This window comes from Streptantibioticus parmotrematis (genome assembly GCF_019890615.1).
Classification (GTDB): domain Bacteria; phylum Actinomycetota; class Actinomycetes; order Streptomycetales; family Streptomycetaceae; genus Streptantibioticus_D; species Streptantibioticus_D parmotrematis.
The window spans coordinates 168,411-185,128 of sequence record NZ_JAINVZ010000012.1 but is presented as its reverse complement, the minus strand read 5'-3'; the positions used below and the strand labels follow the sequence as shown (position 1 = coordinate 185,128).

Below are 16,718 nucleotides of genomic sequence, written 5' to 3'. Positions count from 1 at the left end.
CTTCGCCAACTTTCCCTTACCGACTGATTACGTGGCCGCTGATCACGTTGACCGGCCCGGGGGTCACTCGTTGACGATCTCCTCGATCACCGTGGCGCCGAGCTCGCGGACGATCAGGTCGTGGCCGGTGAGCGCGGTGTCGTCGAGGTCGGGGTCGTCGTCCTCCGGGATGTCGTCCTCGACCGAGACGACCGGGGGCGGCTCCGGCGCGGACGGCGCGGCGCCGCGCGACGGCTCGGGCCCGGACGACGGCTGCTGCGGCTGCTGCGGTCCACGGGCCTGCCCGCCTGGACCGCCCTGGCCAGAATGCGCCGGGGGCGCGAAGGGGGCGGACGGGGCCGCGCCGGACGGCGCTCCGGCGGACGGACGGGACGGACCGGGGAAGCCGCCGCCCTGCGGCCCGGAGGACCCGGGCGGGCCGAAACCGCCCTGCGCTCCCCCTCCCCCGCCACCGGACGGGTCGACCAGCGCCTCGATCTTCCACTCGACGTGCAGCAGGTCGTTGACCGCCTGACGCAGGACGTCCTCGCTGCCGCCGCTGACGAAGCTGTCGCGGGCACCCGGGTTGGCGAACCCGAGCTGGAGCGTCGTCCCGTCGAAGCCGACGACCTGCGCGTTCTGGCTCAGCAGGATCCAGGTGAAGCGGCGGCGGTTCTTGACCGCCTCAAGGATGTCGGGCCACATCTGGCGCACCCGGGACGGATCGCCCGCGACAGCCTTGGAACCGGAACCGGAACCGGAACCGCTCGGAGCGGGCGCCTGCGAAGGCGCGGCCGGTGCGGGGGCGGGGGCCTGCGCGGGCGCCGCGGGAGCAGGGGCCGCCGGGGACGACTGCGGCGGGGCGGCGGTGGGCCAGGCCCCCGGCGCGGGCGGGGCTCCCCCGGACCCGGGCCGCGCGGCGGTCGGCCAGGCCCCGGGGACCCGGGCGGCGGGAGCGGCCGGTGCGTCACCGGTCGCCGGAGCCGCCTGGGCGGGGGACGCCGGAGCCGGAGCAGAAGGCGCGGCCGGGGGGTCGGGCACCGGAGCCGGAGCCGCGGGCGCGGCAGGGGCCGGGGCCGGGGCGGGGGCCAGAGGCGTGGTGGGCGCGGGCGCCTGGCCCGGACCGCCCTGCCCGGGCCGCACCGCCGCCCGGGCCACCGCGGAGCCGTCCACCGCACCGGTCACCTGCACGCCGCCGTCCGGCTGGGGCGCATAACCCGCGGGCGCCGCGAGTCCCCCCGCGAGCGCCTGCCGCTCCAGCCGGTCCAGCCGGGCGGCGACGGCGCGTTCGTCGTCGTAGGCGGCGGGCAGCAGCACGCGGGCGCAGATCAGCTCCAGCTGGAGGCGCGGGGAGGTGGCTCCGCGCATCTCGGTCAGCCCGGTATTGACCAGGTCCGCCGCACGGCTCAGCTCGGCGGCGCCGAAGACCGAGGCCTGCGCCGCCATCCGCTCGACCACGTCGGCCGGTGCGTCTATCAGCCCCTTCTCGCCCGCGTCCGGGACGGCGGCCAGGATGACCAGGTCGCGCAGCCTCTCCAGCAGGTCGGCGACGAACCGGCGCGGGTCGTGGCCGCCCTCGATGACGCGGTCGACGATCTCGAAGGCCGCCGCGCCGTCGCCCGCCGCGAAGGCGTCCACCACGTCGTCCAGCAGCGCGGCGTCGGTGTAGCCGAGCAGCGCGGTGGCCATCGCGTACGTCACGCCGGACTCGCCCGCGCCCGCGAGCAGCTGGTCCATCACCGACATCGAGTCACGGACCGAGCCCGCGCCGGCCCGGACCACCAGCGGGTACACGCCGTTCTCGACCGCGATGTCCTCCCGGCCGCAGACCTCGGCCAGGTAGTCGCGGAGCGTGCCCGGCGGGACCAGGCGGAACGGGTAGTGGTGGGTGCGCGACCGGATCGTGCCGATGACCTTCTCCGGCTCGGTGGTCGCGAAGATGAACTTCAGGTGCTCCGGGGGCTCCTCGACCACCTTCAGCAGGGCGTTGAAGCCCGCCGAGGTGACCATGTGGGCCTCGTCGATGATGTAGATCTTGTACCGGCTGGAGGCGGGCCCGAAGAAGGCCTTCTCCCGCAGGTCGCGCGCGTCGTCCACGCCGCCGTGCGACGCGGCGTCGATCTCGATGACGTCGATCGAGCCCGGCCCGTTGCGCGCCAGGTCGCGGCAGGAACGGCACTCGCCGCACGGCGTCGGCGTCGGCCCCTGCTCGCAGTTCAGGCACCGGGCGAGGATCCGCGCGCTGGTCGTCTTGCCGCAGCCGCGCGGACCGCTGAACAGGTACGCGTGGTTGACCCGGTTGTTGCGCAGCGCCTGCGACAACGGGTCGGTGACGTGCTCCTGCCCGATGACCTCGGCGAAGGACTCGGGACGGTAGCGGCGGTACAGAGCGAGAGACACGCTTACGACGATATCGGGGCCCACCGACAACCGGCGCCGCCCGAGGCGGCCACTCGCCCCGCCCGGCCGCGCGCTGCGGTCCGGACATCACGTCCTCACTCCAACGAGTGGTTGTTTGTATGACGATTGGCGACACGGAGTAAGCATCCGTGACCAGGGGTAGCTGGCGGGTGAAGCGAGCGGCCGGGGGGCCGGAGCGACACGATGGCAGGGCAACGGACATGGCCGGGGGGCCGAGATGAGTACGACACAGCGCACGCCGCACACGCAGCAGCCCGAGCAGCTGGAGCGGTCGGAACCGCCCGCGCCGTGGCGGTCGGCCGGTGAGCATCCGGCGGACCACCCGGCGCTGCGCAGAACCGACAGGCTCCCCGAGCCATCGGTGGCGGTGCCGCGGCCGTCGGCACCGGACGCCTCGCGAGCGGTAGCGGAGGAGGGGCGGGCGCCGAAGGGGCAGCCGTTCCAGCTCCCCAGGTTCTACATGCCGTACCCGGCCCGCCTGAACCCGCACCTGGAGGAGGCCCGCCGCCACACCAAGGAGTGGGCGCGCGGCATGGGCATGCTGGAGGGCTCCGGCGTCTGGGAGGAGCGCGACCTCGACGCGCACGACTACGCGCTGCTGTGCGCGTACACCCATCCCGACTGCTCGGCCGCCGAACTCGCCCTGGTCACCGACTGGTACGTGTGGGTCTTCTTCTTCGACGACCACTTCCTCGAGGTCTTCAAGCGCCCCCAGGACCGCGAGGGCGGCAAGCGCTACCTCGACCGGCTGCCCGCCTTCATGCCCATGGACCTGTCGGCCGGGATGCCGGAGCCGGCCAACCCGGTGGAGGCGGGCCTCGCCGACCTGTGGACCCGCACCGTGCCCGACATGTCGCTGGACTGGCGGGCCCGGTTCGCCGAGAGCACCGAGAACCTGCTCAACGAGTCCCTGTGGGAACTGTCCAACATCAACGCCGACCGGATCGCCAACCCGGTCGAGTACATCGAGATGCGCCGCAAGGTCGGCGGCGCGCCCTGGTCGGCCGGCCTCATCGAGCACGCGACGGCCGAGGTGCCCGCCCGGGTGGCCCGCTCCCGTCCGCTGCTGGTGCTGCGCGACACCTTCTCCGACGGGGTCCACCTGCGCAACGACCTGTTCTCCTACCAGCGCGAGGTGGAGGACGAGGGCGAGTTGAGCAACGGCGTGCTGGTGCTGGAGAAGTTCCTCGGCTGCTCCACGCAGGAGTCCGCCGAGGCGGTCAACGACCTGCTCACCTCGCGGCTGCACCAGTTCGAGAACACCACCCTGACCGAACTCGGCCCGCTCTTCGCCGAGTTCGCCCTCGACCCGGCGGAGTGCGCCGCGGTGCTGGCCTACGTCAAGGGGCTCCAGGACTGGCAGTCGGGCGGCCACGAGTGGCACATGCGCTCCAGCCGCTACATGAACGGCACCGACGGCACCGCAGCGTCCGGGTTCTCGGCGTCGTCGGCCACGCCCGCCGGATCGGGCGGCGGCCCACCGCTGCCGGGGAACGGCTTCCCGTTCCTGCCGGTGGGGTTGGGCACGAGCGCGGCGGACCTGGGGCTGACCACCGGGCGCCGGATCGAGGCCGCGCGGGTGCGGCGGTTCAGCCACGTGCCGCACCAGCGCGTCGGGCCGTCGCTGCTGCCGGACTTCGACATGCCGTTCCCGCTCACCCTGAGCCCGCACCTGGAGACGTCGCGGCGCCGCACGGTGGAGTGGTGCGAGCGGATGGGGATGCTGGGACCGCAGCCCGGGGTGCCGCACTCGCACGTGTGGGACGCGCGCCGGTGCGCCGACATCGACCTGCCGCTGTGCGCCGCGGGCATCCACCCGGACGCCTCACCGGAGGAACTCGACCTGTCCTCGCACTGGTTGGCGTGGGGCACCTACGGCGACGACTACTACCCGGTGGTCTTCGGCCGCACCCGGGACTTCGCCGGGGCCAAGGTCTGCACCGACCGGCTGCGGGAGTTCATGCCGCTGGACTCCCCGGCGACGCCGGTCCCGCTGAACGCGCTGGAACGCGGACTGGCCGACCTGTGGTCGCGCACCGCGGGCCCGATGGAGCCGGACGCGCGGCAGGCGTTCCGCACGGCCGTCGAGGACATGCTCGACAGCTGGCTGTGGGAGTTGCACAACCAGACGCTGGGCCGCGTCCCCGACCCGGTGGACTACATCGAGATGCGCCGCAAGACGTTCGGCTCGGACCTGACGATGAGCCTGTGCCGGCTGGCACACGGCAGGCGGGTGCCGCCCGAGGTCTATCGCAGCGGCCCGATGCGGTCGCTGGAGAACGCCGCCGCCGACTACGCGTGCCTGCTCAACGACGTCTTCTCGTACCAGAAGGAGATCGAGTTCGAGGGCGAGGTGCACAACGGCGTCCTGGTCGTGCAGGACTTCTTCGACTGCGACTACCCGACCGCGCTCGCCATCGTCGACGACCTGATGAAGGAGCGCATGCGGCAGTTCCAGCACGTCGCCCGGCACGAACTGCCGGTGCTGTACGAGGACTTCGGGCTGGACACACAGATGCGCGGGGTCCTCGACGGCTATGTGCGCGAGCTGGAGAACTGGCTCTCCGGCATCCTCAACTGGCACCGGGGGTGCGTGCGTTACCGCGAGGAGGACCTGCTGGGGCTGCTCGCCCCGACCGATCCGGTGGGCGTCCCGAAGGGCCTGGGCACGTCCGCCGTACACCTCGTCCCGGCATCCGCCTCACGTCTCCTGCCGGAGTCGGCCCCACGGGACGTCCCGGCTTCGGCCATACGCGGCTGAGACCGCCCCGCCGCGCCTACTCGGCCTACTCGGTTTGCTCGGCCTGCTTCGCCGACTTCGCCGCCTTGGCCGCGCGCTTGGCCTCCTGCTTGAAGGCGCGCACCTTGGCGAGCGACTCGGGGCCGGTGATGTCGGCGGCGGAGCGGTGCGAGCCCTGTTCGCCGTAGGGTCCGGCCGCCTCGCGCCAGCCGGGCGGGGTCACGCCGTACTGCTTGCCCAGCAACGCCAGGAAGATCTGCGCCTTCTGCTTGCCGAAGCCGGGCAGGGCGTTGAGCCTGGCGAGCAGGTCCTTGCCGGAGGGGACGTCGCGCCAGACGGCGGCCGCGTCGCCGTCGTAGTGCTCGACGAGGTACTGGCACAGCTGCTGCACGCGCTTGGCCATCGACCCCGGGTAGCGGTGCACCGCGGGCTTGGCGGAGAGCAGGGCGGCGAACGCCTCGGGGTCCTCGGCGGCGATGCGGTGCGCGTCCAGGTCGTCGTCGCCGAGCCGCCGGGCGATGGTGTACGGGCCGGAGAACGCCCACTCCATCGGCACCTGCTGGTCCAGCAGCATGCCGGTGAGCGCCGCCAGCGGGCTGCGGCCGAGCAGCGCGTCCGCGGCGGGGTCCTGGGCGAGGTGGATCGTGTGGTTCATACCGCCGATGATCCCCTCGCCGGGGCCCCGCCGCAGCCGCTGCGGTGGTCGGCGTGGCGGTCAGCCGACGTTCAGCGCGGTGTCGTCGATGACGAACGAGGTCTGCTTCTGGGCGTCCTCGGTGCCGGTGAACTTCACCGTGACCGTCTGGCCCGCGTAGCCGCTCAGGTCGAACGTGCGCTGGGTGTAACCGCTCGCCGCGTTCAGGTTGGAGTACGTGGCGAGGGTGCCCAGCACCGTGCCGGAGCTGCTCAGCACCTGGGCCTTGAGGGTGTCGTACGCCGTCGAGGAGGTGGTCTCCGCGGTGTCGACGTGCAGCCAGAAGGACAGGCTCGCCGAGCAGCCGGACGGGATGGTGACCGTCTGCGCGAGGGTGGCGGTGTTGGCGTCGCCGTAGCCGTTGAGCCAAGCCTTGTAGGAACCGGAGTGCGCGGGCTCCTTGCTGCTGGTGCTGATGACGCCGCTGGTGGCCGTCCAGCCCGTGTTGCCGGACTCGAAGCCGGGGTTGGCGAGCAGCTGACCGGAGGAGCACGTGCCCCCGCCGCCGGTCGTGGTCCCGCCCGTCGTGGTCCCGCCCGTGGTCGTTCCCCCGGTCGTGGAACCGCCCGTCGTGCCGCCCGTGGTCGTGCCGCCGGTCGAGGTGCCGCCGGTCGTCGTCCCGCCGCCGCCGGTCGCGCCGGAGAGCCAGGCGGTGGCGTTCAGGGCCAGGTCGGCGTTGCTGGCGGTGTTCCACCCGTTGTAGAGCGTCTTGCCGGACTGGCCGGTGCCGTCGTCGATGGTCGAGCTGTCGCCCCAGATCGCCACCCGGCCGGAGCCGAAGGTGGAGGTGACGAAGAACGCGCCGGTGTCACCGCTGTAACCGGTGCGGTAGACCAGGCCCTTGACCGAGGAGTTGTCGGACGGCTTGAGGGTGAAGGTGGTGCCGTCGTTGATGGACGAGCCGGTCACCGTGCCGAACGGCCCGTTGAGCACCGGGTCGCTGGGGTCGCTGATCGCCTTGGGGCTGTCGGAGCTGATGTCGAGCAGGTCGACGGAGAACCCGAACGGGTCGGAGGAGTCGACGCTGTTGTTGGTCATCAGGTCGTTGATGATCTTCGGCGAGTCGGCGCCGTCGTTGTTGCGGTCGCTGCCGTTGTGGTCGGAGATCAGGAAGAGCCCGCCGCCGTTCTGGACGAACTCCATCAGCGCGGTCTTCTCCGCCGAGGTGAGCAGGATGTTGGGCTCGGGCAGGACGAAGGCGTCGAAGTTCTTCAGGTCCAGCGCGCCGGAGGTGCCGTAGGTGATGCTGTCGCCGGACGGCAGGGTGTCGAGCGAGTAGTCGCCGGTCTGCTGGAGGGCGACGCCCCAGGCGGAGATCGCGCCGGTCCAGTCCGTCTCCTTGGTGGGATCGGGGTTCTGGGCCGTCGGGTCCGGCTGGCTGGTGCTGATGATCCAGTCGGCGTTGCCGGCCGTCTCCGCCTTGGTGTCGTCGAACAGCACGCGGCGCGTGCCGCTGGACGCGGCGGGCCTGGCGGCCGTGCCGTCCGGGTGGGCGGTCGACGCCGCCTGTGCCGCGAGGCTGGTACGCGGGGTCGCCGCGTCGGCCTGCTGCACGGCCGCGCAGGCGGCGGCCACGGCCACGGCGGCCAGCGCGCCGACGACGCGCCGGGAGCGCCGGGCCGGTCGGGCGGGGCGGGCCGTGGGTCTGATGGGTCCTGGCATCCGTCATACCTTCCGTGTGGGGTGGTAGGTGGCGGTGCGGGTGCGAAGCGCATTCTTCGCGCGTAGAACGTGGGGTGGGCTGCCCCGCGTCGACAAGCGGATGAAACGTACATGACAATCTGCCGACGGGACAACGCTTCGCCGCCCACCCACAGGTTCGGCCGCCGGGGCCCGGGCCGGGCAGCCGGGCCGGACGCGGTCGGCCGGGCCCCGCCTACGCCGTCGGTGCCACGTCCCGCCCCACGCCGTCGGTGCCACGTCCCGCGTTACGCCGTCGTCGCCGGGTCCGTCGCGGCGAGCGGGAGGCTCACCCGGAAGACCGCGCCGCTGCCCGGGGCGGTCTCCAGGTCCACCCGGCCCTGGTGGGCGGTGACCAGCGCGGTGACGATGGCGAGGCCCAGGCCCGCGCCGCCGCCCTCCTGCCGGCTGCGGGAGGCGTCGACCCGGTAGAAGCGCTCGAAGACCCGGTCCGCCTGGTGCGGCGTCAGCCCCGGCCCCTCGTCGGCCACCTCGATCACCCCGCGGCCGTCCACCGTGCCCACCCCGATCCGCACCGGCGTCCCCTTCGGGGTGTGCGCGACGGCGTTGCCGACCAGGTTGGCGACCACCTGCCGCAGCCGTGCCTCGTCGCCCAGCACGAGGGCCGGGCCGGGCGGGGTGCCGTCGCCGCCGGGGCCGGTCAGGGCGACCGGGCGGGTGGCGTCCAGCGCGGTCGTGTCGTGCAACGCGTCGGCGGCCAGGGTGCGCAGGTCCATCGGGGCCAGTTGCAGGGGGCGCTGCTCGTCCATCCGGGCCAGCGTCAGCAGGTCCTCGACCAGCCCGCCCATCCGCACCGCCTCGCTCTCGATACGGGCCATCGTGCGCTTGACGTCGGCCTCCTCGCTGAGCGCGCCCATGCGGTACAGCTCGGCGAAGCCGCGGATCCCGGCGAGCGGCGTGCGCAGTTCGTGGCTGGCGTCGGCGACGAACCGCCGCATCCGGTCCTCGGACTCGGCGCGGGCGGCGAACGCGGACTCGATCTGCGCCAGCATCCCGTTCAGGGCGCTGGACAGGCGTCCGGCCTCAGTGCGCGGGGAGGCCTCGGGCATCCGGTGCGACAGCGGGCGCCCGGCGGCGATCTCGGCGGCCGTCGCCTCGATCCTGCGCAGCGGCCCGAGCCCCGCCCGTACCGCGAACCAGCCCGCGATCCCCAGCAGCGCCACGACGACCGCGCCGATCAGCAGGAACGCGGTGTGCAGCCGCGAGGTCGTCGTCGTCACGTCGTCCAGCGAGGACGCCACGACGACCCCGGCGGGCAGCGCGGTCGGCTCCTGCGCCGCGGCGGCCCCCACGGTGCCCGGCCCGCCCGTGTCGCCGACCGTGCCGCCCGTGCCGCCGCCCGGTACCGGGCCTGTGTCCACCGGCAGGATCAGCACCCGCCAGCTGCCGCCGCCGTGGTCGCTCGGCACGTCGAACGGCGTGTCCATGTGGGCCTTGAGCTGCGCCGCGTTCATCGTGGGCCACAGCGGGCGCGGGTCCCCGGCGGCGACCGGGTCGCGCAGTTGGTCGGCGATGGTGCCGTTCGACGCGGCGAAGGCGACCACGTACTGGCTGGGCAGCCAGGCACGTCCGCCGTCGCCGTGCACCCTCGGTTCCGGCACGCCCTCGACGGTGAGCCGACGCGCCAACGGCCGTCCGAAGCGCTCCAGTTGCTGGTCGACGCGTTGCACCAGCTTGCCCTGCACGGACCCCAGCACCACCGTGTCGCTGACCGTCAGGCCCAGCGCGGCCAGCGCCAGTGCCAGCAGCACCAGCCGGGAGCGCAACGACAGCGCGGACGGCCGCAGCGACGCGAGCAGCCGGCCCGTTCTGCGGCCCAGCGGCCCGAGCACCCCCGCCGGCCGGGGCGCCCGCGCGGACGACGCCGTCACCACGTCAGCCCTGCGGCTTGCGCAGCACGTAGCCGATGCCGCGCACGGTGTGGATGAGCTTGGGCGCGCCGCCCTCGCCGGAGTCGACCTTGCGGCGCAGGTAGGAGATGTACGACTCGACGATGCTCAGGTCGCCGCCGAAGTCGTAGGCCCACACGTGGTCGAGGATCTGCGGCTTGGACATCACCCGGCCCGCGTTGGCCATCAGGTACTCCAGCAGCTTGAACTCGGTCGGCGACAGCGACACCGGCCGCCCGCCGCGCAGCACCTGGTGGCCCACCGGGTCCAGTTCCAGGTCGCCGACGACCAGCGTGCCGTCCTCCTCCGGCCCGCCGGTGCGGCGCAGGATGGCCCGGATGCGGGCGATCAGTTCCTCCAGGCTGAACGGCTTGGTGACGTAGTCGTCGCCGCCCGCGGTCAGCCCGGAGACCTTGTCCTCCACACCGTCCTTGGCGGTCAGGAAGATCACCGGAAGCCGGTCGCGGGCCGCCGCCGCGCTCCTGCCGTACGCGCCGGACTCCTCGCGCAGCCGCCGCACCACCGCGAAGCCGTCCATGTCCGGCAGCATCACGTCCAGCACGACCAGGTCGGGCCGCTCCTTGGCGACCGCGGCCAGCGCCTCGTTCCCCGAGGCGGCCGAGGCGACCTTGAAGCCGGCGAAGCGCAGGGAGGCGGAGAGCAGTTCCCTGATGTTGGGCTCGTCGTCCACGACCAGCAGGCTGGCCTCGGGTGCGGATGCGTCCATGGTCGTTGCGGCCCCTGGGGAGGTTGCGGGCGTGGGTCGCGCGCGGTCGGTACGGGCGAGCGCACGGTACGCCCGCAATCTTTGGAATCCCTGAGACGTCGCGTCAGCCGTTGCCGCCGCCACCGGAGGCCCCGGCACCCGTGCCGCCACCGCCGAAGCCGCCGCCACCGCCGCCGCCGAACCCGCCTCCGCCGAAGCCGGTGCTCGCACCCTCGGTGACCGTCGTCGCCGCGATGTCGCCGGAGGAGTCCTGCGTGCCGCGCACGGTGACCGTCTGGCCGGGCTGGAGGTCGGACGCCTTGCCCGGCTTCGCCTCGGTGACCTGGGTGGACTTGCCGGTGGTGACCTTCACGATGTCGCCCTGGGCGTCGGTCACGTAGATCGTGCTGCCGTCTACCAGCTTCACCGTGCCCATGGTCATGCCGGAGCCGGAGCCGCTTCGGCCCGCGCCCGCGGAGGCACCGCTCCCGCCGAAGCGGCCCGCCGCACCGGAGGCGCCTGTGCCCGACCCGGTGCCGGTGCCCGCCGCTCCGCGCGCTCCGGCGGCGAACGTGCCGCCCGCGTGCCCGGAACCGTTGAGGTTGTTCTTCTCCACCAGCGCGCCGCCCGCGAACGCCAGCGCGGCGACCACCGCGCCGGACAGCGCCAGCGTCAGCCACGGCAGTTTGCGGCGCGGCGGCGCGGCCAGTTCGGCGGAGATGTCGCGGGCGTCCGGCGGCTCGGCGAGGACCGCCTCCGGGTCGGTGACCGGCTCGACGGCGGCGGCGACCACGCCCGCGTCGTCCATCGTGGCGAGCACGGCGGTGGGCTCGTCCCCGCGTTCGTCCCTGGGGTCGCCCCCGCGTTCGTCTCTGGATTCGTCCCTGGGTTCGTCGAGCAAGGTGTCGGACGGCGCCGGGTGGTGGGCGTCCGCCTTCACGAGATCGGTGCGGCGTCGGGCCATGTCCGGTTCTCCTGTCCGTACGGGAGTCGAGTCGTGGGGAAGGGATGGGGAGTGGTGGTGGTCGGGGGCGGGCGGCGTCGGGGCGGGCGGCCTGGGCTACTCGTGTCGCAGCGCCTCGATCGGCCGCAGGCTCGCCGCCCGCTTGGCCGGGTAGCTGCCGAAGAACAGCCCGATCGCGACGGCGATGGCGAACGCGCCGACCACCGACTCCGGGATGACCACCGGCGTGATGCCCACGATCTTGAAGCGGGAGCCGAGCAGGCCCACGGCCACGCCCAGTCCGCCGCCGATCAGCGACAGCAGCGTCGACTCGGCGAGGAACTGCCCGAGGATGACGCCCTTGGGCGCGCCGATCGCCTTGCGGATGCCGATCTCACGGGTCCGTTCGGCGACGGTGACCAGCATGATGTTGGTGATGCCGATGCCGCCGACCAGCAGCGAGATCGCGGCGACCGCGCCCAGCAGCACGGTGAACGTCTGGTTGGTGGACGCCTGCGTGGTCAGCAGCGACGCCTGGTTGCTGACCTGGAAGTCCAGCGCGGTCGGGTCGGTGATGTCGTGCTGGCCCATCAGCACCGTGGTGATCTCGTTCTGCGCGGCGGTCGTCGCGGAGGACGACTTCGCCTCGACCAGGATCTGGTTGAGCGAACCGAAGCCGGTGAACGCGTTCTGCACGGTCGGCAACGGCGCGATCACCACGTCGTCCGGGTCCTGGAACCCGGTGCCGCCCTTGGTCTGAAGCACGCCGACCACGGTGAACGGCGTGCCACCGAGCACCATCTGCTTGCCGACCGGGTTCACGGTGCCGAACACGTCGGTGGCCGTGGTCGAGCCGATCACCGCGACCTTGCGGGAGTTGAGCACGTCGTCGTCGCTGAAGTAATCGCCCTTGGCGACCTTGCTGTTGGACGCCTCGAAGTACGCCGGGTACGTGCCGACGACCTGGCTGACGGTGTGCGAGGTGCCCTGGTAGATCGCGGTCTGCGACGTGGTGACCTCGGGCGCGACCGACTCCACGTCCGGCGCCTGCTTCGGGTCGGCCAGCGCCTTGGCGTCGTCCACGGTCAGCGGCTTGACGGTGGTCGCGGAGGACTCGCTCCCGAAGCCACTCCCCGAGGTGACGGTCAGCGAGTTCGTGCCCAGCTTCTCGATGGAGTCCTTGACCGCCTGCGACGAGCCGTTGCCCACCGCCAGCAGCAGGATGACCGCGGCGACACCGATGAGCACGCCGAGCATGGTCAGCGCGGACCGCACCTTGTTCGCCGCCAGGCCCGCCACGGCGAACCGCAGCGTCTGCAACGGATTCATCGCCCGCCTCCCGGGGCCGCCGCGAAGGCGGCGGGATCACGCAGCGCGGGCGGTGGTCCGTCCACCGGCGCCTGCCGTACGTCGTCCACGACACGGCCGTCGACCAGCCGCAGCACCCGCTTGGCGTGCCGGGCCACCTCGTCCTCGTGGGTGATCAGCACGACCGTGCGCCCCGACGCGTTGAGCCGGTCGATGATGGCCAGCACCTCCTCGGTGCTGTGGCTGTCGAGGTTGCCGGTCGGCTCGTCGGCCAGCAGCATCGCGGGCGCGGTGACCAGCGCGCGGGCGACCGCCACACGCTGCTGCTGGCCGCCGGACAGCTCGTTGGGCCGGTGGTCCATCCGGTCGCCGAGGCCCACCAGGGTCAGCGCGGCCTCGGCCCGCCGCCTGCGTTCCGCGGACTTCACCCCGGCGTACGCCAGCGGCAGTTCGACCTGGTCGAGCGCGGGGGTGCGCGGGATCAGGTTGAACGACTGGAAGACGAAGCCGATCTTACGGTTGCGCACCAGCGACAACTGGTGCTCGTCCAGGCCGCCTACGTCGATGCCGTCCAGCAGGTAGCGGCCGTGGGTGGGCACGTCGAGGCAGCCGAGGATGTTCATCAGCGTCGACTTGCCCGAGCCGGAACTTCCCATCACCGCGACGAAGTCGCCCTGCTCCACGGTCAGTTCGACACCGAGCGGCTCGCCGCCCTCCGGGTCGTCCGGGCCCTTGAGCGCGTGGACGGCGGCCTCGCCGTGCCCGTACACCTTGCGCAGCGCGCGCACCTCGATGACCGGCGGAGGGCCCCAAGGGCCTTGCCCGCCAAGGGAGTCGGGGTCGGGCATCGCGTTCGCGTCCGCATCCGCGCCCCGGCGGCGCTGCCGCAGGGACCCGATCATCCGCGGCCCCCGCCACCGGACCGGAACCCGCCGCCGGCGCGCCCGGTGCCACCGCCGAAGCCGCCACGGCTGCCGCCGCCCAGGCCACCGGGGAACGAGCCGCTGGGGAAGCCGTTGCCGCCGGTCGAGGCGACCGAGGCGATCTGCACCTTCTCGCCCTGCGTCAGGCCGCTGGTGATCTGGTCGTCGGTGTCGCCCTCGACGCCTACGGTGACGTTGACCCGCTGCGTGGAGCCGTCCGCCTTGACGACGGTCACGGTCCGGTCGGTGCCGGTGCCGCTGACCGCGGCGGTCGGCACGTACAGGGCGCCGGACGCCTCGCCGGTGACCACCTGGATGGTCGCGCTCAGGCCGGTGCGCAGGTTCGCGGTGGAGCTGGTGATGGCCAGGGTGGCCGCGTACTGGACGGCGCTGCCGGAGCTGCTGCCGCCACCCCCGCCGCCGCTGGAGCCGGAGCCGCTGCTGACCGGGAGCGAACTGACCGACACCACCTTCGCGTTGAGGGTGGTGCCGGACTCCGCGTTGAGGCTGACGGTGGCCGCCTGGCCGGGCTCGACCTTGAGCGCGTCGGTCTCGGAGAAGTCCGCGGTGACCTCCATGCCGGTGGGGTTGGTGATGACCACGAAGCCGGAGGGGGTGGACGAGGAGCTGGAGGACGAGCCGCTGCTTCCGGTGCTGCCGCTGCCGCTCCCGCTCCCGCTCGCGCCGCTTCCGCTGCTGGAGCCCGACACCGTGTCGCCGACCTTGCCGCCCACCGAGGCGACGGTGCCGCCGACCGGGGCGGTGAGCACGGTGCCGTCCACGGCGCGCTGCGCGGCGTCCACCGCGTCCTGCGCCTGGGTCACGCTCGCCTCGGCCTGCGCGAGCTGCGCGGGGTCGACGGTGGTGGTCAACGCGGCGTCGGTGGCGGTGGCGGTCGTGGTGCCGCTCGTGATGTACGAGGAATCGCGGGCCCCGCCGCCGTTCGATCCACCGGACCCGCCAGAACCGGACCCGGAGCCGCCGGACCCGGAGCCGCCGGACCCGGAGCCGGAGGTGGTGGTGCTGCTCTCCCCCTCCTCGACCTTGGTCAGATTGGCCTGGGCCGCGGTGAGGTTGGCCTCGTCCTCGCTGAGCGTCTCGTTCGCGGAGGTCGGGTCGACCTTGGCGAGCGTCTCGCCCTTGGTGACCTTGTCGCCTGGCTTGACGTCGACCTCGGTGAGCGTGCCGCCCGTGGTGAAGTCGACCCCCGCGTCGGTGGGCGACGTCAGCGATCCGGAGCCGGAGACCGTGGCCAGCACCGTCCCCTTGGCAACGGTCGCGGTACGCGTGCTCGTGTGCGCGGAACCGCCGCTGCCGCTGTTCACCGCCGCGTAGGAACCGGCGGCGGCAGCGAGGAGCACCACGCCGAGCACCGAGTTCATCAGGACGGCCCTGCGCCGCCGTGGGAGCACCTTCATGCCGCGCATCCTGACCGCCCGCTCCAGTGAACCCCTGGGAGCGATCTGGGAGTTCGCTGACAGTGGGAGGCCGCCGACGGGTCGCTTCAGCGGCGACAGAACGGTGCGAACCGTCCGCAATCATGCTCAACGCATGGGCACCAGCCGGGCGCCGCTCCCAGGAAACTCCCGGGTCGTTCCCAGGGGTCCTCCATGCCGGTGCGGTTCAGTCGTGCGTCGGTGATGGCGTGCGTACCCGGAAGCGGGCGCGTCACGCCATCCGTACCGTTCTCGAACCGTTCTCGAACCCGCGAGGAGACCGCGCCCATGACGACCCGGACCACCCCGACGGCGCTGCGGGCCGCCGCGTCCGTAGCCGTCATCGCCTCGGGCGCGCTGCTGCTGACCGCGTGCTCGTCGTCCTCGTCCCCCTCCGCGTCGTCGAACGCGTCGGCGTCATCATCCTCGTCCTCGTCCTCAGCGGGCGGGCGGCAGCAGATGGCCGCGTACACGCAGTGCCTGTCGCAGCACGGCGTCAAGATCACCCGCCCGTCGGGCCGCCCGAGCGCGCGGCCGAGCGGTGGCTTCCGCCACGGCGGCGGGGGCGGCGGTTTCGGGTTCGGCGGCGGGGCGTCGGCGAACCCGGCGATGCAGAAGGCCGCGCAGGCGTGCGCGAGTCTGCGTCCGCAGTTCAGGGGCGGCGCGGGCGGCAACGGCAACAGCGCCTACGCGACGGCGTTCAAGGCCTTCACGGGGTGCCTGAAGGACCACGGCGTCAACCTCCCGTCCGCCTCCCCCGGCACGATGGGCGGCGGCATGCGAGGCCTGAACACCTCGGACCCGAAGACGGCCGCGGCCTACAAGACCTGCAAGCCCCTGCTCCCCCAGCGGCCCTCCAACAACCCCACAGCCGCCGCGACCCCGTCGGCGTAACCGTCCGCCCCTCGCGGATTGGTTGTCACCCCCTTGTCTCCGACAACAACCTCAGGTTGACAATTCGTTGTCACTGACAAGGGGGTGACAAGCGATTCGCGAGGGGCGGCAGCGAGGCGTGCCGCCGTCAGCCGCTCCGGATGTGGTGAAGCATCAGCAGAGCCGCGACGGCGTTGGCCGAACGGATCACGCCGCGAACCACCAGGTCCGGCACGTCCTTGAGCGGCACCCACTCCCGACGCTCGGACTCGAAGGCGTCCTCCGGCTCGCCGACGTACTCGGCGTCCTGGGCCCAGAAGACGTGGTGGCGGGCGTCGGTCAGCCCGTGCTGCGGCTCGACCATCATCAGCTGCCGCAACGGCCCCGGCCGCCAGCCCGTCTCCTCCAGCATCTCCCGCGCAGCGGCCTCCGCCGGCTCCTCCCCGTCCTCGACCACTCCGGCGGCCAGCTCGTAGCTCCACGTATCAGTGATGAAGCGATGCCGCCACAACAGGAGGACCTCGTCGGCCTCGTTGACGACGGTCGCCAGGGCCACGGGCCGCTGCCGGATGACGTAGTGGTCCAGATGGCGGCCGTCCGGCAGTTCCACATCAGCGAGATTCACCCGCAGCCACGGGTTCTCGTACACGGTGTGCTCACCCAGATTCGTCCACTGCACTGCGCTGCCGCCTCTCGCCTCGGACCGTCAGCGCACCGACTTCTCGATGGTCTCGAAGATGTCCGCGTCGGTCTCCCGCTGCCACAGCGGAAGATCCGGCCAGTCCGCCACATAGCCCGGCTTCGGGTCGTCGAAGTGCTTGAACATCTGCGCGGTCCAGCAGGTGGCGACGAAGCGGCTCTTCTGCTCGCGGGACAGCCGATCTGTCTTGGCGTCACTGGTCTCGACAAGCTGACGCACCTGCTCGTAAACGGCCCCCGCCGCCTCCCGTTCCCACTGCGGGGTGTCGTCCCACGGAGTCACGTAGCCGGCCTTCGGCTCACCGGGAAAGTGCCGCCGCGCCCCCTCGACCCAGGCCTCCCGGAACAGTCGTGCACCCTCGCTCTGCGACATGTCGGCCTCTCTCGTCACGGTGTACTCAGCGAG

13 protein-coding genes are annotated in these 16,718 nt (G+C 72.7%); 2 read left to right on the top strand and 11 right to left on the bottom strand.

Annotated elements, in window-relative coordinates:
* Positions 1-63 precede the first annotated feature (63 nt).
* Positions 64-2,379 carry a DNA polymerase III subunit gamma and tau gene (locus tag K7472_RS19035; RefSeq protein WP_222979635.1) on the bottom strand — a complete coding sequence of 772 codons (2,316 nt, stop codon included), beginning with the start codon at positions 2,377-2,379 and terminating at the stop codon, positions 64-66.
* Between the two features lie 481 nt (positions 2,380-2,860).
* On the opposite strand from K7472_RS19035, the gene K7472_RS19030 reads away from it, so the two are divergent.
* Positions 2,861-5,161: a terpene synthase family protein gene (locus K7472_RS19030; RefSeq protein WP_222979704.1), complete on the top strand. Its 2,301-nt coding sequence runs from the start codon at positions 2,861-2,863 to the stop codon at positions 5,159-5,161.
* A 25-nt stretch (positions 5,162-5,186) separates the two neighbouring features.
* On the opposite strand, the gene K7472_RS19025 is transcribed toward K7472_RS19030, so the two are convergent.
* The 8 genes from K7472_RS19025 to K7472_RS18990 form a co-directional block, all read right to left on the bottom strand.
* Positions 5,187-5,795 carry an HhH-GPD-type base excision DNA repair protein gene (locus K7472_RS19025; RefSeq protein ID WP_222979633.1) on the bottom strand — a complete coding sequence of 203 codons (609 nt, stop codon included), beginning with the start codon at positions 5,793-5,795 and terminating at the stop codon, positions 5,187-5,189.
* Between the two features lie 60 nt (positions 5,796-5,855).
* Positions 5,856-7,496, bottom strand: coding sequence for a M6 family metallopeptidase (locus K7472_RS19020; protein WP_222979625.1), 1,641 nt, complete (start codon positions 7,494-7,496; stop codon positions 5,856-5,858).
* 266 nt (positions 7,497-7,762) lie between these two features.
* Positions 7,763-9,406 (bottom strand): sensor histidine kinase, encoded by a 1,644-nt coding sequence (locus K7472_RS19015; protein ID WP_308013984.1) that lies wholly within the window; start codon positions 9,404-9,406, stop codon positions 7,763-7,765.
* A 4-nt stretch (positions 9,407-9,410) separates the two neighbouring features.
* Positions 9,411-10,151, bottom strand: coding sequence for a response regulator transcription factor (locus K7472_RS19010; RefSeq protein ID WP_222979623.1), 741 nt, complete (start codon positions 10,149-10,151; stop codon positions 9,411-9,413).
* A gap of 103 nt (positions 10,152-10,254) precedes the next feature.
* Entirely contained in the window at positions 10,255-11,094 is an 840-nt protein-coding gene (locus tag K7472_RS19005; protein ID WP_222979621.1) for a DUF5666 domain-containing protein, read from the bottom strand.
* Between the two features lie 96 nt (positions 11,095-11,190).
* Positions 11,191-12,402, bottom strand: coding sequence for an ABC transporter permease (locus tag K7472_RS19000; protein WP_222979619.1), 1,212 nt, complete (start codon positions 12,400-12,402; stop codon positions 11,191-11,193).
* A complete protein-coding gene (locus tag K7472_RS18995) occupies positions 12,399-13,283 on the bottom strand; it encodes an ABC transporter ATP-binding protein (protein WP_252395847.1) in 885 nt (294 codons plus the stop codon). Before K7472_RS18995 ends, K7472_RS19000 begins: the two co-directional genes overlap by 4 nt.
* Positions 13,280-14,722 (bottom strand): efflux RND transporter periplasmic adaptor subunit, encoded by a 1,443-nt coding sequence (locus K7472_RS18990; RefSeq protein ID WP_222979617.1) that lies wholly within the window; start codon positions 14,720-14,722, stop codon positions 13,280-13,282. Before K7472_RS18990 ends, K7472_RS18995 begins: the two co-directional genes overlap by 4 nt.
* Positions 14,723-15,028: 306 nt before the next feature.
* On the opposite strand from K7472_RS18990, the gene K7472_RS18985 reads away from it, so the two are divergent.
* Positions 15,029-15,634, top strand: coding sequence for a hypothetical protein (locus K7472_RS18985; protein WP_222979615.1), 606 nt, complete (start codon positions 15,029-15,031; stop codon positions 15,632-15,634).
* Positions 15,635-15,761: 127 nt separating this feature from the next.
* Here the strand turns inward: K7472_RS18985 and K7472_RS18980 are convergent, their stop codons facing one another.
* Positions 15,762-16,292: an NUDIX hydrolase gene (locus tag K7472_RS18980; protein ID WP_222979613.1), complete on the bottom strand. Its 531-nt coding sequence runs from the start codon at positions 16,290-16,292 to the stop codon at positions 15,762-15,764.
* A gap of 27 nt (positions 16,293-16,319) precedes the next feature.
* Positions 16,320-16,685, bottom strand: coding sequence for a hypothetical protein (locus K7472_RS18975; protein WP_222979611.1), 366 nt, complete (start codon positions 16,683-16,685; stop codon positions 16,320-16,322).
* Positions 16,686-16,718: the final 33 nt, after the last annotated feature.